Genomic DNA, 25,217 nt, shown 5'->3' with positions numbered 1-25,217 from the left:
CGCGGTTCCGTCTTTCGGTGGAAGCGAGTGAGCCGCCGGCGGCCGTAACGTCGGTCGGGATGGAACCCTCGAACCGCTCGCGTCCCGAATCGACGCCCTCCCGCGTGCCCACCTGGCTGCGGGCCCTCATCCCCACCGTCCTCATCCTCGTCTGGTTCGGCGCGTTCGGCGCCGGCGGGGCCTCGTTCGGGGCGCTCAGCGACCTCGTCGAGAACGAGCAGGCGCAGTTCCTGCCGGCCGACGCCGAGTCCACGCGCGCGCTGGACCTCCAGTCGGAGTTCCGTTCGGAAGACGTGATCCCCGCGATCGTCGTGTACGAGCGCGACGGCGGCATCACGGCGGCCGACGAGCGTGCGATCGAGGCAGACGCGGCCGCGTTCCAGGACGTCGAGGGCGTCGTCGACGACGGCGTCTCCCCGCCGGTCGCCTCGGACGACGGCGAGGCCGTCGAGGTGTTCGTGCAGGTCGACGCCGCGGCCGAGACCGACGTCGTGGTCGGCGAGCTGCGCGACCGCGTCGCGGAGACCACGGGCGACGGACTGCAGGGTGCGGTCACCGGACCCGCGGGGTTCACCACCGACCTCGTCGCGGCGTTCGCGGGCATCGACGGGCTGCTGCTGATCGTGGCGTTCGCCGCCGTCTTCGTGATCCTCGTGATCGTCTACCGGTCGCCGCTCCTGCCGGTCATCGTGCTCGGAACGAGCCTGACCGCGCTGTGCGGCGCCGTGCTCGCGGTCGTCGCGCTCGCCCGCGCCGACCTGCTCGTCCTGAACGGGCAGACGCAGGGCATCCTGTTCATCCTCGTGATCGGCGCGGCCACGGACTACTCGCTGCTCTACATCGCCCGCTACCGCGAGGCGCTGCACGTGCACGAGCGCAAGTGGGATGCCACCTGGGCGGCGCTGCGCGGATCGTGGGAGCCCATCCTCGCGTCGGGCGGCACGGTCATCGCCGGACTGCTCATGCTGCTCGTCTCGGAGCTGACGAGCAACAAGATCCTCGGCCCCGTCTCGGCCATCGGCATCGTCTTCGCCCTGCTCGCCTCGCTCACGCTGCTGCCCGCGCTCATGCTGTGGGCCGGACGTGCGGCGTTCTGGCCGGTGCGGCCGCGGTTCGGCGCGCACGTCGAGTCCGACGACGTGGTCGGGCGTCGCGGAGTGTGGCCGAAGGTCGCGCGCCTCATCGCCCGCCGGCCCCGGGTCACGTGGATCGCGTCGACGCTGCTCCTGGCCGTCATGGCGATCGGGATGACCCAGCTGAAGGCCGATGGCGTGCCGTCGAGCGAGTTCGTTCTCGGCGAGTCGCAGGCCCGCGACGGCCAGGCCGTGCTGAGCGACCACTTCCCGGGCGGATCCGGCACTCCCGCAGTGGTGTTCGCGCCCGAGGGGGACCTCCAGGCCGTCGCCGACGTGCTGCTCGCCACCGACGGCGTCGAGTCCGTCGCCGTCGTGTCGGCCGACTCGCCGAGCGGCTCCCTCCCGGTGACCGGCGACGGCATCCAGCCGCTCGGACCTCCCGGCACTCCCGCAGGCGACCCCACCGTGGTCGACGGACGCGTGCAGCTCGACGCCACGCTCGCCGCCGCGAGCGACTCCGACGCGGCCGAGCAGGTCGTCGCCACCCTGCGCGCCGAGCTCGCCGACGTCTCGAGCGGCGATCCGGTGCTCGTCGGCGGCACGACGGCGGTGGCCCTCGACACGAAGGAGGCGTCGATCCGGGACCGGAACCTCATCATCCCGCTCGTGCTCGCGGTGATCCTCGTGATCCTCATGCTGCTGCTGCGCGCGATCGTCGCGCCGTTGCTGCTGATCGGCACCGTCGTGCTCTCGTTCGCCGCGGCGCTCGGCGTCTCGGCCCTCGTCTTCGACGGCATCTTCGGGTTCCCGGGCGCCGATCCCGTCGTGCCGCTGTTCGGCTTCGTCTTCCTCGTCGCGCTCGGCGTGGACTACAACATCTTCCTCATGACGCGCGTCCGCGAGGAGAGCGTGCGGCACGGCACGCGCGAGGGCGTGCTGCGCGGGCTCGTCGTGACGGGCGGCGTCATCACGTCGGCCGGCCTGGTGCTCGCCGCGACGTTCGCTGCGCTCGGGGTGCTGCCGATCCTGTTCCTCGCGCAGATCTCGTTCATCGTCGCGTTCGGCGTGCTGCTCGACACGTTCCTCGTGCGGTCGCTGCTCGTCCCGGCGCTCTCGTACGACCTCGGGCGTGCGATCTGGTGGCCGTCGCGGCTGTCCCGGTCGGGCGGCGCCGAGCCGTCGCGCGACGACGCGGCGGTCGCGGTCGAGTCCGAGGCCGGCGAGCCCGCCGAGCACCGCGAACCCGTGCACCGCGCCTGATCGGCCCGGGCGGCGCCCGGAGACGCGAAGAGCGGATGCCGCGAGGCATCCGCTCTTCGTCGTGCCAGGGGCGGCTACAGCTGGAGGGCGCGGCGCACCAGCTCGGCCTGCTGGGCCGCGTGGCGCTTGGCCGAACCGGTCGCCGGCGACGCTGCCGCCGGACGGGCGACGACCGAAACCGGACGCGGGCCGAGCTTGTTCGTCTCGATGATGAAGAACGGCCAGGCGCCCTGGTTCTCGGGCTCCTCCTGGGCCCACATGAGCTCGGCGTTCGGGTACGAGTCCGCGATCGCCTTCAGCTCACGACCCGGCAGCGGGTAGAACTGCTCGAGGCGCACGACCGCGACCTCGGGGTCGGGGTTCCGCTCGAGCTCGGCGATCAGGTCGTAGTAGAACTTGCCCGAGAGGAACACGACGCGCTTGACGGCGGCCTTGTCCGTGATCCGGGCGTCGTCGATGACCGGCTCGAACCGGCCGCTCGTGAAGTCGGACACCTCGCTCGTCGCGCCGCGCAGGCGCAGCATCGCCTTCGGCGTGAACACCACGAGCGGGCGGCGTGGCCGAGCGTACGCCTGCCGGCGCAGCAGGTGGAAGTACGACGCCGGCGTCGACGGCCGGGCGACGGTCATGTTGTCCTCGGCGCAGAGCTGCAGGTACCGCTCGATGCGGGCGCTCGAGTGGTCGGGACCCTGGCCCTCGTAGCCGTGGGGGAGCAGCAGCGCCACGCTGGAGCGCTGGCCCCACTTCTGCTCGGCCGACGAGATGAACTCGTCGATGATGACCTGCGCGCCGTTGGCGAAGTCGCCGAACTGCGCCTCCCACATGACGAGCGCGTCGGCCCGCTCGACGGAGTAGCCGTACTCGAAGCCCATCGCGGCGTACTCGCTGAGGAGCGAGTCGTAGATCCAGAACTTCGCCTGGTTCTCGGACAGGTTCTGCAGCGGCAGCCACTCCTGGCCGTTCATGCGATCGTGCAGCACGGCGTGGCGCTGGACGAACGTGCCGCGGCGGGCGTCCTGGCCGGCGAGGCGCACGGGCGTGCCCTCGAGCAGGAGCGAGCCGAGGGCGAGCAGCTCGCCGAAGCCCCAGTCGATCTTGCCGTTGCGGCTCATGTCGAGGCGCTTGGTGAGCAGCTGCTGGATCTTCGGGTGCACCGTGAACCCGGCGGGCTTGTTGTCGAAGGCGTCGCCGATCGCGTGCACCACCTCGAGCGAGACGCCCGTGGTCTCGAGCTCGCCGGAGGCGGGCTCGGGCTCGCGGGTCGACTCGGTCGCGCCGATGATCGGGATCGCCCCGGTCTGCGCGGCGTGCGTCTCGGCGAAGGCGCGCTCCATGCGGTCCTGGAAGTCGCGGTGCGCCTCCTCGTACTCCTCCTCGGTGATGTCACCGCGGCCGACGAGGGCCTCGGTGTACAGCTTGCGCACGGAGCGCTTCGCCTCGATGAGGTTGTACATGAGCGGCTGCGTCATCGACGGGTCGTCGCCCTCGTTGTGGCCGCGGCGGCGATAGCAGACGAGGTCGACGACGACGTCGCGCTTGAACTCCTGGCGGTACCGGAACGCGAGCTCCGCGACGCGGACGACGGCCTCGGGGTCGTCGCCGTTCACGTGGAAGATCGGGGCCTGGATCGTCTTCGCGACATCCGTCGAGTAGATCGACGACCGCGCGTCGCCCGGGACGGTGGTGAAGCCGACCTGGTTGTTGATGTTGACGTGGATCGTGCCGCCCGTGCGGTAGCCGCGGAGCTGCGACATCTGCATGGTCTCGACGACGATGCCCTGGCCGGCCATGGCCGCGTCGCCGTGGATGAGGATCGGCAGGGTCGAGAACGTGCCGATCGGCTTGCGGTCCTGCTTGGCGCGGACGATGCCCTCGAGCACGCCGTCGACGGCCTCGAGGTGCGAGGGGTTCGCGGCGAGCGACACGGGCACCTGGTTGCCGTCGTCGGCGGTGAAGGTGCCCTCGGTGCCGAGGTGGTACTTCACGTCGCCGGAGCCCGAGAAGGCCCGCGTGTCCTGGGTGCCCTCGAACTCGCGGAACACCTGGCCGTAGGTCTTGCCCGCGATGTTCGTGAGCACGTTGAGCCGGCCGCGGTGCGCCATGCCGATGGCGACCTCGTCCATGCCCTCCTTGGCCGCGCCCTGGAGGATCTCGTCGAGCAGGGCGATGACGGACTCGCCGCCCTCGAGGCTGAACCGCTTCTGTCCGACGTACTTCGTCTGCAGGAAGGTCTCGAACGCCTCGGCCTCGTTGAGCTTGCCGAGGATGCGCATCTGCTCGTCGTGCGAGGGCTTCTCGTACTTGCGCTCGACCTCGCCCTGGATCCACTTGCGCTGCACCGGGTCCTGGATGTGCATGTACTCGATGCCGATGGTGCGGCAGTACGAGTCGCGCAGCACGCCGAGGATGTCGCGCAGGAGTGCCGTGCGCTTGTCGCCGAAGCCGCCCGTGACGAACTCGCGGTCGAGGTCCCAGAAGGTGAGGCCGTGGCTCGCGATGTCGAGGTCGGGGTGCGAGCGCTGGACGTACTCCAGCGGGTCGATGTCGGCCATCATGTGGCCGCGCACGCGGAAGGAGTTGATGAGCTCCTGCACGCGGGCGGTCTTGTCGATCGCGCTCGCGATGTCGACCGAGATGTCGGGCGCCCAGCGGATGGGCTCGTAGGGGAGTCGCAGTGCGGCGAAGAGGTTCTCGTAGAAGTCGCGCTGGCCGATGAGCAGCTCGTGCACCTTCTTGAGGAACTCGCCCGAACCGGCACCCTGGATGACGCGGTGGTCGTAGGTCGACGTGAGGGTGATCGTCTTGCCGATCGCGAGGTTCGCGAGCGTCTTCTCCGACGAGCCCTGGAACTCCGCCGGGTACTCGAGGGCACCGGCGCCGATGATGCAGCCCTGGCCCTTCATGAGCCGCGGAACCGAGTGCACGGTGCCGATGCCGCCCGGGTTGGTGAGGGAGATCGTCGCGCCCTTGAAGTCGTCGGCCGTGAGCTTGTTGGTGCGGGCGCGCGTGACCAGGTCCTCGTAGGCGGTGAGGAACTCGTTGAAGGTCATCGTCTCGGCGCGCTTGATCGCGGGCACGAGGAGGGCGCGGGTGCCGTCGGGCTTGGGGATGTCGATCGCGATGCCGAGGCCGATGTGCGCGGGCTTCACCATCGCCGGCTTGCCGTCGGTCTCGGTGTAGTACACGTTCTGGCTCGGGAACTCCTTGAGCGCCTGGATGAGCGCCCAGCCGATCAGGTGCGTGAACGACACCTTGCCGCCGCGGGTGCGGCGGAGGTGGTTGTTGATCACGATGCGGTTGTCGATCATGAGCTTCGCCGGCACGGTGCGCACGCTCGTCGCGGTCGGCACGGTGAGGCTCTGGTCCATGTTCGCCGCGAGGGTCTTGGGGAGGCCCTTGAGGGTGACGACCTCGTCTTCGAGGACCATGTCGGCGACGACCGGCTGCGGGCTCGTGATCGGCACGTCGGCCGGCACGGGCGCGGTGCGCGGGGCGACCGACGTGGTGCGGGCCTCGGGGGCCTGCCCGATGACGGGCGAGGGCGCCGTGGCCGGCGCGGGCTCGACGGCGGCGGATGCCGCCGGCGGCGCGGCCTCGGAGACCGGAGCGTCGGGGGCGGCGGGTGCCGCCGGTGCGGCGGGAGCGGCCGGCGCGGGCTGGGCCGCCTCAGCGACCGGTGCGGCCGGCGCTTCGGGGGCGGATGCCTCGGCGGGGGCGGCCTCAGCGGCCCGCGCCTCCTGCGTGGCGGCGCCGTCGCCGCCGGCGCGGACCTGCCGGTAGTGCTCGAGGACCGGCCACCACGTGCGGTCGACGGAGTCGGGATCGGCGACGTACTTCTCGTACATCTCGTCGACGAGCCATTCGTTGGCTCCGTACTCGCCCGCGGTCTTCTCCTCGGACCCCGACCCGGTCAATTGGCTCGACACAGCCTCTCGCCCACTCTCTCCGTTGATGCTGGATTCCTCTGCCGGCGATCGGCACGTGCGCGCACGCATCCGTGCCCGATCACCCACACAAGCCTAAACCCCTCGCGGAGGCTCGGGCGCCTCCTCGCGGCGGTAGCGTGGGGCGCATGGAGTTCTACCGGACGACCCCGCGCCACGACCTCACGTACTCCGACGTCTTCCTGGTGCCGAGCCGGTCGGGCGTGACGAGCCGCCTCGACGTGTCGCTGGCGCCCGACGACGGCTCCGGGGCATCCGTGCCCATCGTCTCGGCGAACATGAACTCGATCACCGGACCGCGACTGGCGGCGACGCTCGCGCGCCGCGGCGGGATCGGCGTCCTGCCGCAGGACCTGCACCTGCAGGAGCTCGACGAGGCGATCCGCTGGGTGAAGGCGCAGTCGCCCCGGTTCGACACGCCCCACGACTTCTCGCCCGACGACACGGTCGCCGACGCCCTCGCCGTGCTGCCGCCCGTGCCGGGCCATGGGATCGTGCTGCACGACTCGCGCGGCGCGTACGTCGGCACCATCACCGCCGAGCGCCTCGCGACCGCGCTCTCGGACGCGCGACTCGGCGACCTCGTGCACGGCGGCCTCGCGTCGATCGACGCCGACGACGTGGACTCCCCGCGCCGGGCGTTCGACCTCATGGTCGACTCCGACCTCGACTTCGCCCCGGTCATGGAGCACGGCCGCGTGGTCGGCACGCTGAGCCGGCGCAGCGCCCTGCGCGGCACCCTGTACGAGCCGAACGTGGATGCCTCGGGTCGCCTCCGGGTGGCGGCGGCGGTCGGCATCAACGGCGACGTGGCCTCGAAGGCGAAGGCGCTCGTGGGCGCCGGCGTCGACATGCTCGTCATCGACACCGCGCACGGCCACCAGGAGGGCATGATCCGCGCGGTCGGGATCGTGAAGGAGCTCGACCTCGGCGTGCCCATCGTCGCGGGCAACATCGTCACGGCCGACGCGGTGGGCGACCTCGTCGCCGCGGGCGCGGACGTGCTGAAGGTCGGCGTCGGCCCGGGCGCGATGTGCACGACGCGCATGATGACGGCGGTGGGTCGGCCCCAGTTCTCCGCGGTGCTCGAGACCGCCGAGGCGGCGCGCGAGCTCGGCGCGAAGGTCTGGGCCGACGGCGGCGTGCGGTACCCCCGCGACGTGGCGCTCGCGCTCGCCGCCGGCGCGGCATCCGTCATGATCGGCTCGTGGTTCGCGGGCACGATCGAGGCGCCCGGGACGCTCCGGCGCGACTCCTCGGGCCGGCTCTTCAAGGAGAGCTGGGGCATGGCCTCGACGAAGGCGGTGCGCGAGCGGTTCGACCGGCTCTCGCCCTACGAGCTCGCGCGCAAGGAGCTCTTCGCCGAGGGCATCTCGTCGTCGTCGATCTACCTCGACCCGCTGCGTCCGTCGCTCGAGGACCTGCTCGACATGATCACCTCGGGCGTGCGCAGCTCGTTCACCTATGCGGGCGCGCGCTCGATCGAGGAGTTCCGTGAGCGGGCGCTCGTGGGCGTGCAGTCGGCGGCCGGCTACGAGGAGGGCAAGGCGCTGCCGGTCAGCTGGTAGGTCTCGCCTGCCCGTCGGGCTCGGCCGCTGCGCCACTTCGACGCGGATTGCGCCGGCTGGAGTGGCGCGGACGTCACGGAAGTGGCGCAGAGGCGAGCGGATCCGACGGGTCTCCGGCGGCGTGTGTCAGGGGCGTTACGGCTCAGGAAGGAGCCGGGCGCCGCCGATATACTGGGCGGACAATGGACGATCCTCCCTCTGCGAAAACGCCCGACCATAGACCCTCGCCCGTGACCGAACAGGGTGGTGGAGATGTCTGAGTGGATCCTGCTCGGCATCGGACTCCTCCTCACGATCGGCACGGGCTTGTTCGTTGCGAGCGAGTTCGCGCTCGTCAACCTCGACCGCTCGGAGCTCGAAGCCCGGCGGGCACGGGGCGAGACGCGACTCGGACTCACCATCTCGGCGTTGAAGATCACCTCGACGCACCTCTCGAGCGCGCAGCTCGGCATCACGCTGACGACGCTGCTCACGGGATACACGATGGAGCCCGCGATCAGCTCGCTCCTCGCCGGCCCGCTGACCGCGATCGGCCTGCCCGAGGGCATGGTCCGGCCGGTCGGCGCGACCACGGCGATCATCATCGCCACCCTCCTCTCGATGGTGCTCGGCGAGCTCGTGCCGAAGAACTTCGCACTCGCGCTGCCGCGCCAGACCGCGGTCATCGTGATGCCGTTCCAGACGGCGTTCACGTGGGTGTTCCGCCCCGCGATCGCGGTCCTCAACGGCAGCGCCAACGCGCTGCTGCGCGCCGTCGGCATCGAGCCGAAGGAGGAGCTCTCCGCCGCTCGTTCGGCCGAGGAGCTCTCGTCGCTCGTGCGCCGATCGGCGAGCGCGGGCCTGCTCGAGCAGGACACCGCCACGCTGCTGGGCCGCACCCTTCGGTTCGCCGACCACGACGCATCCGACGTCATGACCCCCAGGCCGCGCGTGGCCGCCGTGCAGCGGCAGGAGCCGGCCGAGGCCGTGCTCGAGCTCGCCCGGCAGACCGGCTTCTCGCGCTTCCCCGTCTACGACGAGAACCTCGACGACATCGTCGGTGTCGTGCACGTCAAGCAGGCCGTGGCCGTTCCGCGTGAGCGGCGATCGGATGTCCCGAGCTCGGCCCTGCAGTCGGAGGCGCTGCGCGTGCCCGAGACGATGAAGCTCGGCATGCTGCTCGGCGAGCTGCGCGGTCGCGGCTTCCAGATGGCGGTCGTGGTCGACGAGTACGGCGGCACCGCGGGCGTCGCGACCCTCGAGGACCTCGTCGAGGAGCTCGTGGGCGAGGTCGCCGACGAGCACGACCGCACCCGTGCGGGCATCGTCCGCCGCGGCGACGAGGTCAGCTTCCCCGGCATCCTCCGTCCCGACGAGCTCGTCGAGCGCACCGGCATCCGCGTGCCCGAGAACGGCGACTACGAGACGGTCGCCGGCTTCGTGATCGCGAGGCTCGGCCACCTGCCCGCCGTCGGCGACGAGGTCGAGATCGACGAGGGCACGCTCATCGTGCGCCGCCTCGACGGACGCCGCATCGACCGGCTCCGGTTCGTGCCGAAGCCGCCGCCCGAACCCGACAGCCTCGACGAGCGGGAGGAGGACCGATGAGCGACTGGGCCGGAATCGTCTGGCTGTTCGTGCTGCTCCTCGCGAACGCCTTCTTCGTCGGCGCGGAGTTCGCCGTCATCTCGGCGCGCCGATCGCAGATCGAGCCGCTCGCCGAGCAGGGCAGGCGCAGTGCCAAGACCGCCCTCTGGGCGATGGAGCACGCCACCCTCATGCTCGCCATGAGCCAGCTCGGCATCACGATCTGCTCGCTGCTGATCCTGAACGTGTCGGAGCCGGCCATCCACCACCTGCTCGAGGTGCCGCTGCAGCTCACGGGATGGTCCGAGGGCGTGGTCTCCACGATCGCCTTCATCGTCACGCTCGTGCTCGTCTCGTACCTGCACGTGGTGTTCGGCGAGATGGTGCCGAAGAACCTGTCCTTCTCGGTGCCCGATCGCGCCGTGCTGCTGCTCGCGCCGCCGCTCGTGTTCATCGCCCGGATCTTCCGCCCGATCATCGTGGCCCTCAACGCCACGGCCAACGGGGTCCTGCGCCTCGTCGGCGTCGAGCCGAAGAACGAGGCGAACTCGACGTACACGCTCGAGGAGGTCCAGACGATCGTCGACCAGTCGCGTCGCGAGGGGATGCTCGAGGACGCGAGCGGCACGCTGACTGCGGCCTTCGAGTTCACGACGAAGCGCGTGCACGACGTGGCGGTGCCGATGGCGGGGCTCGTCAGCCTCCCGTCGACCGTGACGCCCGGCGACGTCGAGCGCGCCGTGGCCCGCCACGGGTTCTCGCGCTACGTGATCCTCGGCGCCGACGGCGAGCCCGACGGCTACGTGCACCTCAAGGACGTGATCGACCTCGACGACGACGAGTTCGACGACCCGATCCCCGCGAAGCGCGTGCGCCGCCTGGTGTCGATCTTCGACGGGACCGACCTCGAGGACGCCCTCGCGACCATGCGCCGACTCGGCACGCACGTCGCCCGGGCGTTCGACGAGGAGGGCGCGACGACCGGCGTGATCTTCCTCGAGGACATCATCGAGGAGCTCGTCGGCGAGGTGCAGGACGCCACTCGTCGCGGGTGATCCCGGGGCCGCGCGCCACCCGGAAACGGGTGGCGCGGCCCGCCTCGGGTCGGCGTAAACTGACGCCGACCCGAGGGAACCGAGGAAACATCATGTTCGACAAGATGATGGCCACGGCCGTGCTCGCCGCATCCGATCTCGACCGTGCGAAGGCATGGTGGCACGACGTGCTCGGTCGCGACCCGGTCTACGAGGACATGGAGGGCGAGGCGGTCTTCTACGACATCGGCGGCACCGGGGTGATGGTCTACCGCAGCGACTTCGCGGGCACCGCGAAGAACACGGTCCTCAACCTCATGACAGATGACCTCGACCGCGACATGACCATGCTGCGCACGCACGGGGTCATGTTCCACGACTACGACATGCCCGGCCTGAAGACGGTCGACGGCGTCGCCGAGCTCGGCGACGAGCGCAGCGCGTGGTTCAGCGACAGCGAGGGCAACATCTTCGCGATCGGCCAGGCCCCACCGCAGATGATGGAGATGGCCATGAAGATGCGCTCCGCGGCGGCCGGGATGGGATGATCCGGGGGATCACCACTCGCCGTCGTTGACCTCCGGTCGCGCCCGGAGGTACTGCGGCGGCCACATCGAGGGATCTGCGCCCAACTCGTATGCGGCCCGCAGCGCGAAGTGCGGGTCGCGCATCATGGCCTTGCCGAACATGACCGCGTCGACCTCGCCGTCGGCGACCAGCCGTTCGGCCTGCTCGGGCATCGTGATCCGTCCGACCGCGGAGACGGGCACGTCGGCGCGGTCGCCCACGTACTCGGCGAGGTGCGCCTGGTAGCTCGGGCCGACCGGGATGCGCGCGTGCGCGACGAGGCCACCGGTGGAGACGTCGAAGAAGTCGGCGCCGGCGTCCTGCGCCCAGCCGGCGACGATCGCGGTCTGCTCCTCGTCCCAGCCGCCCTCGGTCCAGTCGGTCGCGGAGAAGCGCACGAAGAGCGGCATCCGCTCGCCGACCTCGAGCCGTACGCCGCGGACGAGCTCGAGGAGGAGCCGCGCTCGGTTCTCGAGGCTGCCGCCCCAGCGGTCCTCGCGCCGGTTCGACAGCGGGGAGAGGAACTGGTGCACGAGGTAGCCGTGCGCGGCGTGCACCTCGACGACGTCGAAGCCGGCCGCGACGGCGCGTCGGGCGGCGCTGCGGAAGTCGTCGATGACCTGCTGGATGCCGGCCTCGTCGAGCGCGGTGGGCTCGCGCAGCCCGTCGAACGCGACGGCCGACGCCGAGACGGTCGGCCAGCCGCCGTCCTCGATCGGCTGCGAGCCCGGGCGGCGCAACGGCTCGGGCCACACCGAGGCCTTGCGGCCGGCGTGGGCGAGCTGGATGCCGGAGGCCGCGCCCTGCGAGCGGATGAACCGCGTGATCCGGCTCCACGCCTCGGCCTGCTCGTCGTTCCAGAGCCCGGTGTCGTAGTCGGAGATGCGACCCTCGGGGCTCACGGCGGTCGCCTCGGCGACGACGAGCCCCGCGCCGCCGGCGGCCATCGCCCCGAGGTGCACGAGGTGCCAGTCGTGCGGCACGCCGTCGCGGTCGGTCACCGAGTACTGGCAGAGCGGCGGCACCCACACGCGGTTGCGGATCGTGAGGCCGCGGAGCGTGATGGGCTGGAACAGCGCCGGCTGGTCGTTCGCGCTCATGCCTGCAGGCCTCGCAGCCAGGCCTCGAGGCCCGCGGCATCCGTGAACACGTGCCCGTCGCCGCCCACGGCGCGCGCACCCTCGACGTTCTCGGACTTGTTGTCGACGAAGAGGAGCTCGGCCGGCGTGATGCCGAGCTCGGCGATGACGTGCTCGTAGATGTCGGCGTTCGGCTTCACCAGCCCGAGCTCGCCGCTCACGAACACGCGCTCGAAGAGCGGCGCGAACGATCCGGAGCGCAGCCAGCCCGAGAAGTCGGCGCCGGCGTTCGAGAGCAGCGCCATCCGCGTGCCGCCGTCGGCGAGGGCGTGCAGCACTCGCAGCGTGCCGGGGTCGACGCTGAGCCAGCCGCGGTGGTCGAGCGCCCAGAGCTCGTGCACGTCGACCGCGTCCCACTCGACGGCGAGGTCGGATGCAACGGCGTCCCAGTAGTCGGCGATCGACAGGGTGCCCTGGTCGAGGGGTTCGCGATGCGCCCAGTACGCCGTCCAGAACGGCTCGGCGTCGACGCCGGCGCGGGCGACGAGTGCGGCGCGGTCGGCCTCGGTCGGCTCGCGGGAGATCACCTCGCCGTAGTCGAAGACGACGACGTGCGGGGCGAGGCTGATGGGGGCTGGGGCTGTCGGAGGCATCCACCCCAACCTATCGTTGGAGCATGACGACGGGGTGGCAGGAGTGGACCGCCGAGGACGCGGCCGAGTGGATCTCGGCGCCCGGCGCCGGCGACGACAAGTACACGCGCGGCGTGCTGGGGGTCGTCACCGGCTCGCAGGACTACCCGGGGGCGGCGGTGCTCGGCGTCGAGGCGGCGCATCGCACGGGCGTCGGCATGGTGCGGTTCACCGGACCGCGGGCGTTGCGGCAGGCCGTGCTCGCCCGACGGCCCGAGACGGTGACCGTGTCGGGGCGCGTGCAGGCGTGGCTCATCGGATCGGGCATCGACCAGAACCGCCGTTCGTTCGTGCTGATCGGCGACCTGGAGCACGCGCTCGCCGACAAGGTGCCCGTCGTGCTCGACGCGGGCGCGCTCGACCTCGTCGGCACGCACACCGCCCCGACCGTGATCACCCCGCACGCGCGCGAGCTGGCCGGCGTGCTGACCTCGCGGGAGATCCGCACGACCGTCGAGGAGGTCGCCGCCGACCCGGCGACGTGGGCCGAGCGCGCCGCCCGGGAGCTCGGCGTCGCGGTGCTGCTGAAGGGCGCCGTCACGCACGTCTGCGATCCCGATGGGTCGCGCTACACGGTCACCGCGCCGACGCACTGGCTCGCGACCGCGGGCAGCGGCGACGTGCTCGGCGGCATCCTCGGCGCGCTCACGGCCACGCACCACGCCGAGCTCGCATCGGATGCCACGGTGCTCACGCAGCTCGGCGCGACCGCCGCATGGGTGCAGGGCGAGGCCGCCCGCCGGGCGAGCGCCGACGTGGGCGGCGGCCCCGTGACGGCGCTCGACATCGCGCAGGCGGTGCCGGGCGTCATCGGCTCGCTGATCTGAACCTCGCCGATCCGAGCGGGGCGCTCGGGTGCGCTCAGGCCTCGGGCGGCAGGAACCTCGTGAGGAAAGCGCGCGTCCGCGCCTCGCGCGGCGTGGCGAAGAACTCGTGCGCGGGGGCGTCCTCGATGATCAGGCCGTCGTCGAGGAAGACCACGCGGTCGGCCACGTCGCGCGCGAACGCCATCTCGTGCGTGGCCATGACGATCGTGGTGCCGCGGTCTGCGAGCGAGCGCACGAGTTCGAGCACCTCGCCGACGAGCTCGGGGTCGAGCGCGCTCGTCACCTCGTCGAGCAGGAGCAGCTCGGGCGACGTCGCGATGGCGCGCACGATCGCGACGCGCTGCTGCTGTCCGCCCGAGAGGCGATCGGGATAGGCGCGGGCGAGGTCGCCGAGCCCGATCGAGCCGAGCAGCTCGAGCGCCCGCGCCTCGGCGGCCGCCCGCGGCATCCGGTGCACGAGCCGCGAGGCCAGCGTGACGTTGTCGAGCACGCTGAGGTGCGGGAACAGGTTGTAGTGCTGGAAGACGATGCCGATGCGGGCGCGGACGCGGTCGGCGTCGACGCGCGGGTCGCTGACGTCCTCGCCGGCGAGGCGGATGACCCCGTCGTCGATCGGCTCGGTGAGGTTCACAGTGCGCAGCAGGGTCGACTTGCCCGATCCGCTCGCGCCGACGAGCGCGACGACCTCGTGCGCCGCCACGTCGAGGTCGATGCCGCGCAGCACGAGCCGGTCGCCGTAGGCGCGACGCACGCCGCTGAGGCTCAGCACGGGCCCACGATCGACGGATGCCGCGCCGCCCGCGTCGTGGGCTCCGGCGCTCGCCGTCACAGGATGCTCCCGGCCTGCTCGCGGGCGCGCGTGCGGGCGGTCAACCAGTCCGTGAAGCGGATCGTCGGCAGCGCGAGCAGCACGAACAGCAGGCCCGCCACGACGTACGGCGTGAAGTTGAAGTAGTGCGCCGTCTCGATCTGCGCGGCGCGCACGGCGTCGACCGCGCCGAGCACCGAGATGAGGCCCACGTCCTTCTGCATCGCGACGAAGTCGTTCATGAGCGCCGGCGTGACCCGGCGCACGGCCTGCGGGAGCACGACCCGGCGCATGGTCTGGCCGTGGCTGAGCCCGAGCGAGCGCGCCGCGAGGCGCTGCGACGGATGCACCGACTCGATGCCCGCGCGGAAGACCTCGGACACGTAGGCGGAGTAGACGAGGATGAGCGCGATCGTGCCCCAGAAGGCCGCCGGCATGCGCTGGAAGAAGTCGAGACCGGGGATGCCGTACCCGACGAGGTAGAGCACGATGATGAGCGGCATCCCGCGGAACAGGTCGGTGTACCCGGCCGCGAGCGCCCGCAGCGGGAAGAACACCGGGCCGCGCAGCGTGCGCAGCGTCGCGAGCAGCAGGGCGACGACGAGTACGCCGAGGCTCGCGACGACGAGCACCTGGATGTTGAGCCAGAGCCCCTCGAGCACGCGGGGGAACGAGGCCACCGCGACGTCGAGGTTGAAGAACGTCTCGCGCACGCGGTCCCAGCCGGGGGAGCCGATGAGGACGGCGCCGAGCGCCACCGCGAGCACGATCGTCGAGATCGCGCTGATGAGCACCGAGCGCCGCGTCTGCCGGCGCCGGAACGCCCGCCGGTCGAGCTCGAGGTCGCTCGGCCGCCACGCGGCGTCGGCCGCGGCGGGCGCGGCATCCGTCATTCGAGCACGGGAGCCGCGTCGTCGCCGCCCAGCCACTCGGCCGCGAGGTCGTCGAGCGTGCCGTCCTCCCGGAGGGCGTCGACGGCCGCCGTCACGCGCTCGGTGAGAGGCGAGCCCTTGGCCAGCACCAGCCCGAACTGGTCGCCGCCGGCGCTCGTCTCGGGGAGCTGGCCGATGATCTCGCCGCCGTCGAGCTCGACCGCGGTGAGGTAGAACGCGGTGGGCAGGTCGACGACGATCGCGTCGACCGTGCCGCTCTGCAGCGCGAGCTTGGCGTCGTCGTTCGTGTTGAACACCTGCGCGCCGGCCGAGGGGGCGATGACCTCCTCGATCGCGTCGAGGCTCGTCGTTCCGGTCTGGGCGCCGATCAGGAGGCCCTTCAGGTCGGCGATGCTCGAGGCGCCCGCCGCGGGGGAGCCGTCGACCGTGATCACGACCTGCGTGGTCTCGTAGTACGGCGAGGAGAAGTCGACCGCCTCCTCGCGCTCGGGCGTGATCGAGAACTGCTGGAGATTGAAGTCGAAGTCCTTCGGGCCCGGTGCGATGGCCTGGTCGAACGTGGTGCGCACCCACTCGACGTCGCCCTCGTCGAAGCCGAGCTGCGCGGCGACGGCGTACGCGACCGCGGCCTCGAAGCCCTCGCCCGACTCGGGGGAGTCGTCCTGCACCCACGGGTAGTAGGCGGGCTCGCCCGTGCCGATGGTGAGCTTGCCCGGCGTCACGTACTCGCTGCCCGCCTCGGACGAGGCGTCGGACGCGCCCGACGAGGCGCAGCCGGCGAGCGCGAGGCCGGCGGCGGCGAGGAGGGCGATGGTGGCGAGGGAGCGTCGGGGCATGGGTTCCTCCGGAGGTCGCTGTGGGCTGGGCTCCAGCATGGCGCACGAGGCGTCGGTGCGTCGACCGCGTGGCGGACTGTGACGCTCGGCTAGGCTCGTCGGCATGACGGCGGAGGACGTGCGCGAGGCATCCGCGCCCGGCCGGAACCGCGTCCGCCGCTTCCTGGGCGGCCGCGCCGCCCTCTGGATCGCGTTCGCCGTGGTGCACGCCGGCCTCGTGGTGCTGAACCTCTACGGCCAGGGGTGGCCGCTCGGCGACGTCGTGTCGGTCTACCGGGTCTGGGCCGAGAACGCGGCCGACGGCTACGTGCGCATGGGCATCGACGTGCCGTGGGTGTACCCGATCCTCGCGTTCGGCCCGATGGCGGCCGCGCTCGCGTTCGGCTCGGCCTGGTACGGGCAGACCTGGCTCGCGATCGTCGTGGTGCTGAACGCCGCGGCCTTCGTCATCCTGCTGGGCACGCGCCGGCTCTCGCGCACGCGCCGGATCGCGGCGTGGTGGTGGCTCGCCTTCCTGGCCCTGCTCGGTCCGATCGCGCTCGGGCGCATCGATGCGGTCACGGTGCCGCTCGCGATCACCGGCATGCTGTGGGCGGCGACGCGTCCGCGCCTGGCCGCCGTGCTGCTCACGGTCGGCATGTGGGTGAAGGTGTGGCCGGCGGCCGTGCTCGCGGCGCTCGTGGTCGCGTCGCGCAAGCGCTGGGAGGTCGTGACCGTCGCGGTGGCGCTCAGCGCGGGCATCGTCGGCGTCAGCCTGCTGGCGGGCGCGGGGATCAACGCCGTGGGCTTCGTGGCGGAGCAGGCGGGCCGCGGGCTCCAGATCGAGGCCCCGCTCGCGGTCGCCTGGCTGTGGCGGATCGTCGGCGGCGACCGCGCCGTCGAGGTGGTCTACAACCGCGAGATCCTGACCTTCCAGATCTCGGGTCCCGGAGCCGAGGCCGCGGCATCCGTCACCACCCCGCTGATGGCGATCGGCGTGGTCGCCGTGCTCCTGCTCGGGATCCGCGCGGTGCGACGCGGCGCCGCGTTCGGCCGGCTGTTCCCGCCGCTCGCGCTGTCGTTCATCGTCGTGCTCATGCTCGCGAACAAGGTGGGCTCGCCGCAGTTCGTGACCTGGCTCGCCGCCCCGATCGTGCTCGGCCTCGTGCTGAGCCCGCGCCGCTTCCTCGTGCCGGCCGCGCTCGCCGCGGCGATCGCGCTGCTCACCCAGGTCATCTACCCCTACTGGTACGGCTGGCTGATGGCGGCGACGCCCGGGTTCGTGCTCGTGCTGACGGTCAAGATCGCCCTGCTGGCGGTGCTGCTCGTCTGGGGCATCCGGGCGCTGTGGCAGGCTGGGAGGGCCCGCGACCGCGTCGAGGTCACGGCGGACGCCTGACCACGCGGGTCCGCCGACGTACGACACCGGATGCCGCGGGCCGACCACCCGAGGAGGGACCATGCTCGTCGCATTCTCCGTCGCCCCGAGCGGCACCGGCCGTTCGGACGGCTCCGTGCACGACGCCGTGGCGGCGGCCGTGCGGATCGTGCGGGAGTCGGGACTGCCGAACCGCACCACGTCGATGTTCACGGAGCTCGAGGGCGAGTGGGACGAGGTCTTCGACGTCGTGCGGCGCGCGACGGAGGGGGTCGCCGAGTACGGCTCGCGGGTGTCGCTCGTGCTGAAGGCGGACATCCGGCCGGGGTATTCCGGCGAGCTCGACGCGAAGATCGAGCGACTTGAAGCCGCGATCGACGAGCCCGGCGCCGGCGCGGAGTAGCGCGCCCCGAACCGCGTGGACGGTGTCGAATCGCTGCAGCCGCGGTTGTCGAATCGATTCGATCCGTGCGAGAATCGACGGGTGACCCACCCCATCGACGGGCCGACGACGTTGTCGCCGGCCCGTATCCGTTTCGCGCTGCTGGCACTCGCCCTCGGCGGCTTCGGCATCGGCTCCACCGAGTTCGTCGCGATGGGGCTGCTGCCGAACATCGCCGCCGACCTGATGCCCGGCCTCTACGCGCAGTCGCCCGACGAGGCGAACGCCGCGGCCGGCTGGATGATCTCGGCCTACGCGCTCGGCGTCGTCGTCGGCGCGCCGACCATCGCCGCCGCGGCGGCACGTTGGCCTCGCAAGCGCCTCCTGCTCGCGCTGCTCACCGCGTTCGCGCTCGGCACGCTCGCGTCCGCGCTGCTCCCGTCGTTCGGGCTCGTGCTCATCGCCCGGTTCATCGCCGCGCTGCCGCACGGCGCCTACTTCGGCATCGCCTCGCTCGTGGCGGCGAGCCTGATGGGCCCGGGCAAGCGCGCCCGCGGCGTCGCCCTCGTGCTCTCGGGCCTCACGATCGCCAACGTCATCGGCGTGCCCGCGATCACGTGGCTCGGCCAGGCCGCCGGATGGCGCGTCGCCTACGTCGCGGTGGCGGGCATCTTCGCGCTCACGTTCCTCGCCGTCGCCCTCGCGGTGCCGTGGCAGGCGGGCGACCCGCACGCGACCATGAAGCGCGAGTTGAAGGCCTTCAGCCGCGCGCAGGTGTGGTTCGCGCTCGCGATCGGCGCCATCGGCTTCGGCGGCCTGTTCTCCGTCTACAGCTACGTCGCGCCGCTCGCGACGAACGTGACCGGGCTGCCCGAGGCGGTCGTGCCGCTCGTGCTCGTCATGTTCGGCATCGGCATGACGATCGGCAACCTCGTCGGCGGCCGGCTCGCCGACTGGAGCGTGCGCCGCAGCATGTACGTCTTCTTCGGCATCCTCGCCGGCGCGCTCGTGCTGCTGGCGTTCACCGCCTCGAACCCGGTCGGCCTCTTCGCCGGCGTGTTCCTCATCGGCGGCTCGTCGGCCGCGCTCTCGCCGACGATCCAGGCCCGCCTCATGGACGTCGCCCGCGACAGCCAGTCGATCGCGGCCGCGCTCAACCACTCGGCGCTCAACCTCGGCAACTGGCTCGGCGCGTTCCTCGGCGGGATCGCGATCGCGGGCGGCCTCGGCTACGTCGCCCCGATCTGGATCGGGCTCGTGCTCACCATCGCGGGCGTGCTGCTCGCGCTCGCGACCTTCGCGCTCGACCGCGCGCGCGGCCGCCGCGGCGTGACCGTGCCGTACGCCACGGGCGCGGTCGAGGTCGTCGAGCCGTAGGGGCGCCGAGGCTCACGAGGCCGCGGGTCGGGCGCGTGCCCGACCGCCGGCGTGCCGGCGCGGCATCCGCTCAGTCGGACTGCAGCAGGATGCCGTCGAGGATCGCCCGCTTGCGCAGCGCCACCTTGGTGCCGACGTCGAAGCCGGCGACCCGGTACTTCTCGCGGATGCGCTTCAGGTAGCTCTTGGCCGTCTCCTCGGAGATGCCGAGCTGGAACGCGACCGCCTTGACCGGCTGGCCGGCGCCGTACAGCGCCATGACCCGGCGCTCCTGCGCCGAGAGCTTCGGCACCGCGCCCTCGTCGGCCAGCGCCACCTCGAGCTCGGGCGTGAGGTAGGAGCCGCCGGTGCGGGCCGCGCGGATGGCCTCGATGATGTTCTCGACGGGCTCGGACTTCACGAGGTAGCCGAGGGCGCCCGAGCCGAGCGCCTCGCGCACGACGGCGGGCTCGGAGTAGGTGCTCATGAGCATGGTCTGCACCCCGGCCGTCTTCAGCATCGAGAGCTTCAGCGAGATCGGGATGTTGTCGCGCAGGTCGAGGTCGAGGAGCACCACGTCGACCGGGAACTCGGGATGCGCGAGGAGCTCGGACCACGACGGCACCGCCGCCACGAGCTCGATGTCGGGTGCCGCACCGCGGATCCACTCGGTGAGCGCCCCGAGCAGCATGCGGTGGTCGTCGACGATCGCCAGCCGGATCGGTTGATCGGTCTCAGCCATTCAGCGTCCCCCTCGGTCGAGCGGCCCCACGGGCCGACGGGCTCCCTGCATGCGGGTTCGGTTGCACCCGGCAGGTGATGTCGATACGGAAGCCGTCGGCCCCCGCGATCACGTTGTGTTCTCCGACACTACCGATAGCGTCCCACGTCCCGGGGTCCACACGGCGTCGTGAGACGCCCGACACGTCGATGGACATCGCGAATGCGGGTTCGGCGAGGGTGTCGTCGGATGCCTCGCGGCAGGTCACCTGCACGCCGAGGGGCGGTCCGGACCCCTTCGGGTGCTCCGCCACGAGAAGCCAGAGGGCGAGCAGCAGCCCGTCGCGCTGGGCCTGGGAGAGGAGTCCGGCCGATCCTGTGGGGTCGACGACCGTGACGTGGTCGCTGAGGTAGGCGGACTCCGTCACGGCGTGGCGGAGCCAGGTGTCGGTGCGGCCCTCGATGAGGCGCACCCGCAGGCGCGCGGCCAGTGATCCGGCCCGTTCGGCGGCGTCGGGCGGCACCGGGATCGCGATGCGACCGGAGCCGACGTCGTCGAGGAGCGTCTCGGCGTCGAAGTCGAGCTGCGCCAGCTCCTCGGAGGCGCGCATGCCCACGGCCGAGCGGGCGGTGCCGACCGTGCTCTGCACGAGCGAGAGGTCGAGCTCGCGTCCGACGAGCCGGCGGAAACCCGTGAGCGCGAGCATCACCAGCATGGTCGGCACGACCGCGGATGCCGCGACCGCGAGCCCCGGCACGACGAACGGCCCGGCCCGGCCGACCTGCACCACGGCCTCGACGGCGAGGACCGCCGCGATGATCGAGGCGACGAGCAGCGGGATCCGGCTGCCGCGGATCGCCGCGACGGGCATGAGCACCGCTCCGGCGGCGGCCGCCGCGGTGGGCGTGACGCCGTTGTGCAGCTGCCCGGCCGTGGCCGAGACGTCGAGCCAGACCGGCACCGCGAGGCCCGCGAGCAGCACGATGTAGAGCCAGTCGGGCAGTTGCCGCGACACGGACCGCGCGATCACGCCGACGCCGACCACGGCGCCGAGCGCGATCCACGCGGGCCAGGGTCCGGGAGCGGGCGGCACGTAGTAGGGGGAGAGCGCGATCGCGTGCACGAGGTGCGCCGCGATGACGATGGCGGCCGCGATCGTGATGCCCGTCGCGAGCCGGCGTCCGCCGTGGCTGTCGCGGACGTCGCCCGCGGCCCGTGCCGACCGGGACGGTCGCCGGAATCCGCGGTCCCGGAGGCCGAGGGTCTCGCGCCCGCGCAGGCTCATGGCTTCGGCACCTCCAGCATCACGGTGGTGCCGGAGCCGGGTGAGGAGAAGATCCGGGCGCGGCCGCCGACCGTGTGCAGGCGGCCCACGACGGACTCCGCGTAGCCGAGCCGACGGTGGTCGACGGCGTCGGGCTCGAACCCGCTGCCGGCGTCGGTGACCATGGCGCGCACGGTGTGGTCGTCGTCGGTGACGGTGACATCCGCCTCGCTGACGCCCGAGTGGCGCCGGACGTTCTCGAGGCACTCGCCGAGCGCGCCGAGGAGCGCGTCCAGCGTCTCGCGCGGCAGGGCGAGCTGGCCGGCGCCGTGCCAGTTCACGTCGAGGCCCATGCGGGCGAACCGCTGCCGCACCGACTCGAACGTCGTCGACAGTTCGTCGTCGTCGTCGGAATCCGGGGAGAAGATGGCCGTGGAGCCGGCGTCGAGCGGGGCGCCGAGGCGCAGCTGCCGCAGCAGCCGGGCGTCGTCGCCGGCCTGCTGGCGCAGGGCGCTCACGCCGACGCCGACGCCCGAGTGGGCGAGCAGCGAGAGGGTCGCGAGCACGGTGTCGTGCAGCACGCGGGCGTCCTGGCGCTGCTGGGCCTCGAGCTCCGACGCGAGCCGCTCGGCCTCGTGCGCCCGGCCGACCTCGGCGATGCGGTCGGCGGCGTCGGCGATCGCGCGGTCGATCCAGGCCCCGATCACGGCGCACGCGCCCCAGCCGGCGGCCGTCGCGACCGCGGGCGCGCGCAGGTCGTGTCCCCACGCGGCCACGATCCACGTCGCGGCGAGGACCGCGGCGAGCAGCCCGGCGACGAGCAGTCCGCCGCGGGGACGGACGACGAGCGGGATGGCCACGGAGGCCGATGCGACACCGCCGAGGATGCACATCGCCGTGACGGTCGGCGGGTCGAGCACCGACCCGGTGCCGAGGATGGCGATGAGCCCGATGGCGACGGCGACCACGCCGAGGGCCGGCAGCACGGCACCGCGCGAGGTGTGCAGGACGACGAGCAGCGCGATGGCCGCGCAGAGGACCACGCCGACGACGAGTTCGCCCGTGGTGGCCGCACCGGGCCAGAGCAGGCACGCGAGTGCGCCACCGGACCCGACGAGCCCGGCGACGCGTGCGAGGCGACGCAGGAGCCGGTCGCGTTCCTTGTGGATGCGCTTCACGCCACCCCCAACCGCATGTTCGGGCACCGCGACACGCGGGTGCCGTCTCTCGAACTGTAGCGGAGTCGAGGCGGAAGTCGCGTACCTCTTGCGCGAAGGGGTCGTGACGGGTTCGGGCGCGTCACGCCTCGAGGAGCAGCCGGAGGGCGTCGCCGACCACCGCGTGCTCGATGAGGAACGCGTCGTGGCCGTACTCGGAGTGCACGAGCACGGGCTCGGACCCGTGCACGCTGCCCCGCAGCCGGCGCGCGATCTCGACCTGCCCGTCGAGGGTGAAGTAGCGGTCGCTGTCGATGCCGAGCACGAGGCTCTTCGCGCGCACCGCGTCGAGCGCCGCGCCGACGCCGCCGCGGCCGCGCCCGAGGTCGTGCGAGTTCATCGCCTCGGTGAGCACGAGGTAGCTGTTGGCGTCGAACCTGCGGGTGAACCTGTTGCCGTGGAAGTCGAGGTAGGACTCCACGGCGAACCGGCCGCCCCCGCCGAGCGGGTCGAGGTCGGACTGCCAGTGCCGCTCGAAGCGCCCGTTGAGCTCGGCCGCGGTGCGGTAGTTGAGCATCGCCATGCGACGGGCGAGCGCGAGGCCGCGCGTGGGCCCCTCGCCGTCGGGCGCGTCGTAGTACTCGCCGCCGCGGAACGCGGGGTCGGTGCGGATCGCCTCGATCTGCACCGAGTTGAGCGCGACCTGGTCGGCGGTCGCGGCGGCGGGCGCCGCGAGCACGGCGATGCGCTCGAGCGCGTCGGGGGCCATGATCGCCCATTCGAGCACGTGCATCGCGCCCATCGATCCGCCGACGACGGCATGGAACCGTTCGATGCCGATCCGGCGGGCGAACGCGACCTGCGCCTGCACCTGGTCGCGGATGGTGAGGAACGGGAAGCGCGTGGCCCACTCGACCCCGTCGGGCGCGAGCGAGGCGGGGCCGGTCGACCCCTGGCATCCGCCGATGACGTTGGGGGCGACGACGAAGTACCGATCGGTGTCGATCGGGAGCCCCGGCCCGACGACGCCCGGCCACCACCCGGCGCTCGGGTGCGCGGGGCCGGCCGGCCCGACGACGTGGCTGTCGCCCGTCAGGGCGTGCAGCACGAGGATCGCGTTGTCGCGCGCCGGCGACAGCGTGCCCCAGGTCTCGTACGCGATGCGCGCGTGGGGGAGCACCGCACCCGACTCCAGTGCGACGTCGCCGATGGAGACGAAGCGGCGGTCGCCCACCGGGTCGCCCTCGCGCCAGGCGCCCGTGGCGGGGGCGCGGCCCTGCAGCGACTGGGCACGCGCCTCCGAGACGATGCGCGCGGGCACCGCGTCGGCCGTCGTCTGCCAGTCCATGTTCCGATTCTCTCGAAGGTCCGCGTGCGGCACCCGTTTGTTACACGACGTGCTCGTCGCGTGACGGATGCCGCGGCGAGGCGACGCGTCGCCGGGACGACGGATGCCGCGGGCCGGTGCGGCCCGCGGCATCCGTCATGCGTCGGTCGGTCGTCAGACCCGGGCGGCCTCCGTGGCCGCTCGGGCGGCGGCGAGGCCGGCCTCGAGGTCGGCCTTCAGGTCGTCGATGTTCTCGATGCCCACCGAGAGGCGCACGAGGCCGGGCGTGACGCCCGTCGTGAGCTGCTGCTCGGGCGTGAGCTGCGAGTGCGTCGTCGACGCCGGGTGGATGACGAGCGAGCGCACGTCGCCGATGTTCGCGAGGTGGCTGAACAGCTGCAGGTTGTCGACGAGCGCGCGACCGGCGTCGACGCCGCCCTTGAGCTCGAACGACAGCACCGCACCGACGCCCTTGGGGGCGTATCTGTTCGCGGCGGCGTACCACGGGCTCGAGGGCAGGCCAGAGTAGTTCACGCTCGCGACATCGGGGTGGTTGTCGAGCCACTCCGCGATCTCCTGCGCGTTCTGCACGTGCCGCTCGATGCGCAGCGAGAGCGTCTCGATGCCCTGGATGAGCAGCCACGCGTTGTTCGGCGCGATGGCGGCACCGAGGTCGCGGAGCAGCTGCACGCGCGCCTTGATGACGTAGGCGATCGCGTCGCCGACGGCCGCGGTGTAGCTCGCGCCGTGGTACGACGGGTCGGGCTCGGTGAGGCCGGGGAACTTCTCGACGTTCTTCGACCACTCGAACCTGCCGCCGTCGACGATGACGCCGCCGATGACGGTGCCGTGGCCGCCGAGGAACTTCGTCGCCGAGTGGATGACGATGTCGGCGCCGTGCTCGAACGGGCGGATGAGGTACGGCGTCGCGATCGTGTTGTCGACGATGAGCGGGATGCCGGCCTCGTGCGCGACGCCCGACACGAGCTCGATGTCGAGGATGTTGATCTTCGGGTTGCCGATGGTCTCGGCGAAGAAGAGCTTGGTGTTCGGGCGCACCGCGCGGCGCCACTCGTCGGCGTCGTCCTGGTTCTCGACGAACGTGGTCTCGATCCCGAGCTTCGCGAGCGTGTACTTGAAGAGGTTGTACGTGCCGCCGTAGATCGACGACGACGAGACGATGTGGTCGCCCGCCTGCGCGATGTTCAGCACGGCGAACGTCTCGGCCGCCTGGCCCGAGGCGACGAGGAGGGCGCCGGTGCCCCCTTCGAGCGCGGCGATGCGCTCCTCGACGACGGCCTGGGTCGGGTTCATGATGCGCGTGTAGATGTTGCCGAACTCGGCGAGCGCGAAGAGGTTCTGCGCGTGCTGCGCGTTGTCGAACACGTAGGACGTGGTCTGGTAGATCGGGGTGGCCCTGGCGTTGGTCACCGGGTCGGGGGCGGCGCCTGAGTGCACCTGCTTCGTCTCGAAGCGCCAGTCGGCGGCGTGCTCTGCCATGAG

Annotated in this window: 20 protein-coding genes; 9 read left to right on the top strand and 11 right to left on the bottom strand. The window is 72.1% G+C overall.

Features of this window, described 5'->3' with window-relative positions; translation table 11 throughout:
- Window positions 1-59 precede the first annotated feature (59 nt).
- Window positions 60-2,336: an MMPL family transporter gene (locus tag ACWGO8_RS01520; RefSeq protein ID WP_452041391.1), complete on the top strand. Its 2,277-nt coding sequence runs from the start codon at window positions 60-62 to the stop codon at window positions 2,334-2,336.
- Window positions 2,337-2,410: 74 nt separating this feature from the next.
- Here the strand turns inward: ACWGO8_RS01520 and ACWGO8_RS01515 are convergent, their stop codons facing one another.
- Complete coding sequence (locus ACWGO8_RS01515; protein WP_452041390.1) at window positions 2,411-6,262, bottom strand: multifunctional oxoglutarate decarboxylase/oxoglutarate dehydrogenase thiamine pyrophosphate-binding subunit/dihydrolipoyllysine-residue succinyltransferase subunit; 3,852 nt, start codon at window positions 6,260-6,262, stop codon at window positions 2,411-2,413.
- Between the two features lie 146 nt (window positions 6,263-6,408).
- Between ACWGO8_RS01515 and guaB1 the strand changes: the two genes are divergently transcribed.
- The 4 genes from guaB1 to ACWGO8_RS01495 all read left to right on the top strand — a co-directional run bounded on the left by guaB1 (window position 6,409) and on the right by ACWGO8_RS01495 (window position 10,996).
- Window positions 6,409-7,848, top strand: a complete 1,440-nt coding sequence (guaB1, locus tag ACWGO8_RS01510; RefSeq protein ID WP_452041389.1) for a GMP reductase — start codon at window positions 6,409-6,411, stop codon at window positions 7,846-7,848.
- Window positions 7,849-8,100: 252 nt separating this feature from the next.
- The gene (locus tag ACWGO8_RS01505) at window positions 8,101-9,435 is read left to right on the top strand and encodes a hemolysin family protein (RefSeq protein WP_452041388.1); all 1,335 of its coding nucleotides are present in this window, start codon (window positions 8,101-8,103) and stop codon (window positions 9,433-9,435) included.
- A complete protein-coding gene (locus ACWGO8_RS01500) occupies window positions 9,432-10,469 on the top strand; it encodes a hemolysin family protein (protein ID WP_452041387.1) in 1,038 nt (345 codons plus the stop codon). Before ACWGO8_RS01505 ends, ACWGO8_RS01500 begins: the two co-directional genes overlap by 4 nt.
- A 92-nt stretch (window positions 10,470-10,561) precedes the next feature.
- Complete coding sequence (locus ACWGO8_RS01495) at window positions 10,562-10,996, top strand: VOC family protein (protein WP_452041386.1); 435 nt, start codon at window positions 10,562-10,564, stop codon at window positions 10,994-10,996.
- A gap of 9 nt (window positions 10,997-11,005) precedes the next feature.
- On the opposite strand, the gene ACWGO8_RS01490 is transcribed toward ACWGO8_RS01495, so the two are convergent.
- Window positions 11,006-12,115, bottom strand: coding sequence for an NADH:flavin oxidoreductase/NADH oxidase (locus ACWGO8_RS01490; protein WP_452041385.1), 1,110 nt, complete (start codon window positions 12,113-12,115; stop codon window positions 11,006-11,008).
- Window positions 12,112-12,747 carry an HAD family hydrolase gene (locus ACWGO8_RS01485; protein ID WP_452041384.1) on the bottom strand — a complete coding sequence of 212 codons (636 nt, stop codon included), beginning with the start codon at window positions 12,745-12,747 and terminating at the stop codon, window positions 12,112-12,114. Before ACWGO8_RS01485 ends, ACWGO8_RS01490 begins: the two co-directional genes overlap by 4 nt.
- Window positions 12,748-12,770: 23 nt before the next feature.
- Between ACWGO8_RS01485 and ACWGO8_RS01480 the strand changes: the two genes are divergently transcribed.
- Entirely contained in the window at window positions 12,771-13,613 is an 843-nt protein-coding gene (locus ACWGO8_RS01480; RefSeq protein WP_452041383.1) for an ADP-dependent NAD(P)H-hydrate dehydratase, read from the top strand.
- A 34-nt stretch (window positions 13,614-13,647) separates the two neighbouring features.
- Here ACWGO8_RS01480 and ACWGO8_RS01475 read toward each other — a convergent pair whose 3' ends face one another.
- Genes ACWGO8_RS01475 through ACWGO8_RS01465 form a run of 3 tightly spaced genes read right to left on the bottom strand, consistent with a single transcriptional unit; the run spans window position 13,648 to window position 16,150 of the window.
- Window positions 13,648-14,442, bottom strand: a complete 795-nt coding sequence (locus ACWGO8_RS01475) for an amino acid ABC transporter ATP-binding protein (RefSeq protein ID WP_452041382.1) — start codon at window positions 14,440-14,442, stop codon at window positions 13,648-13,650.
- The gene (locus tag ACWGO8_RS01470) at window positions 14,439-15,314 is read right to left on the bottom strand and encodes an amino acid ABC transporter permease (RefSeq protein ID WP_452041381.1); all 876 of its coding nucleotides are present in this window, start codon (window positions 15,312-15,314) and stop codon (window positions 14,439-14,441) included. The genes ACWGO8_RS01475 and ACWGO8_RS01470 overlap by 4 nt, the downstream gene beginning before the upstream one ends.
- A complete protein-coding gene (locus ACWGO8_RS01465) occupies window positions 15,311-16,150 on the bottom strand; it encodes an ABC transporter substrate-binding protein (protein ID WP_452041380.1) in 840 nt (279 codons plus the stop codon). The genes ACWGO8_RS01470 and ACWGO8_RS01465 overlap by 4 nt, the downstream gene beginning before the upstream one ends.
- A gap of 103 nt (window positions 16,151-16,253) precedes the next feature.
- Between ACWGO8_RS01465 and ACWGO8_RS01460 the strand changes: the two genes are divergently transcribed.
- The 3 genes from ACWGO8_RS01460 to ACWGO8_RS01450 all read left to right on the top strand — a co-directional run bounded on the left by ACWGO8_RS01460 (window position 16,254) and on the right by ACWGO8_RS01450 (window position 19,266).
- On the top strand, window positions 16,254-17,528 hold the full coding sequence (locus tag ACWGO8_RS01460) for a glycosyltransferase 87 family protein (protein ID WP_452041379.1): 1,275 nt from the start codon (window positions 16,254-16,256) through the stop codon (window positions 17,526-17,528).
- A gap of 61 nt (window positions 17,529-17,589) precedes the next feature.
- Window positions 17,590-17,910, top strand: a complete 321-nt coding sequence (locus ACWGO8_RS01455; protein ID WP_452041378.1) for a thiamine-binding protein — start codon at window positions 17,590-17,592, stop codon at window positions 17,908-17,910.
- Window positions 17,911-17,991: 81 nt separating this feature from the next.
- Window positions 17,992-19,266 carry an MFS transporter gene (locus ACWGO8_RS01450; protein WP_452041377.1) on the top strand — a complete coding sequence of 425 codons (1,275 nt, stop codon included), beginning with the start codon at window positions 17,992-17,994 and terminating at the stop codon, window positions 19,264-19,266.
- 70 nt (window positions 19,267-19,336) lie between these two features.
- Here the strand turns inward: ACWGO8_RS01450 and ACWGO8_RS01445 are convergent, their stop codons facing one another.
- The 5 genes from ACWGO8_RS01445 to ACWGO8_RS01425 all read right to left on the bottom strand — a co-directional run bounded on the left by ACWGO8_RS01445 (window position 19,337) and on the right by ACWGO8_RS01425 (window position 25,214).
- Window positions 19,337-19,987, bottom strand: a complete 651-nt coding sequence (locus ACWGO8_RS01445) for a response regulator transcription factor (RefSeq protein WP_148731917.1) — start codon at window positions 19,985-19,987, stop codon at window positions 19,337-19,339.
- Window positions 19,980-21,251: a hypothetical protein gene (locus tag ACWGO8_RS01440; RefSeq protein ID WP_452041376.1), complete on the bottom strand. Its 1,272-nt coding sequence runs from the start codon at window positions 21,249-21,251 to the stop codon at window positions 19,980-19,982. Before ACWGO8_RS01440 ends, ACWGO8_RS01445 begins: the two co-directional genes overlap by 8 nt.
- Window positions 21,248-22,408, bottom strand: coding sequence for a sensor histidine kinase (locus ACWGO8_RS01435; RefSeq protein ID WP_452041375.1), 1,161 nt, complete (start codon window positions 22,406-22,408; stop codon window positions 21,248-21,250). The genes ACWGO8_RS01440 and ACWGO8_RS01435 overlap by 4 nt, the downstream gene beginning before the upstream one ends.
- A 121-nt stretch (window positions 22,409-22,529) precedes the next feature.
- Window positions 22,530-23,735 (bottom strand): homoserine O-acetyltransferase MetX, encoded by a 1,206-nt coding sequence (gene metX / locus ACWGO8_RS01430; protein WP_452041374.1) that lies wholly within the window; start codon window positions 23,733-23,735, stop codon window positions 22,530-22,532.
- 153 nt (window positions 23,736-23,888) lie between these two features.
- Window positions 23,889-25,214: a bifunctional o-acetylhomoserine/o-acetylserine sulfhydrylase gene (locus tag ACWGO8_RS01425; RefSeq protein ID WP_452041373.1), complete on the bottom strand. Its 1,326-nt coding sequence runs from the start codon at window positions 25,212-25,214 to the stop codon at window positions 23,889-23,891.
- Window positions 25,215-25,217: the final 3 nt, after the last annotated feature.

The organism is Agromyces sp. NPDC055661 (assembly GCF_053618135.1).
The sequence above is the reverse complement of the archived record's forward strand: the minus strand, read 5'-3'. Positions and strand labels throughout refer to the sequence as shown.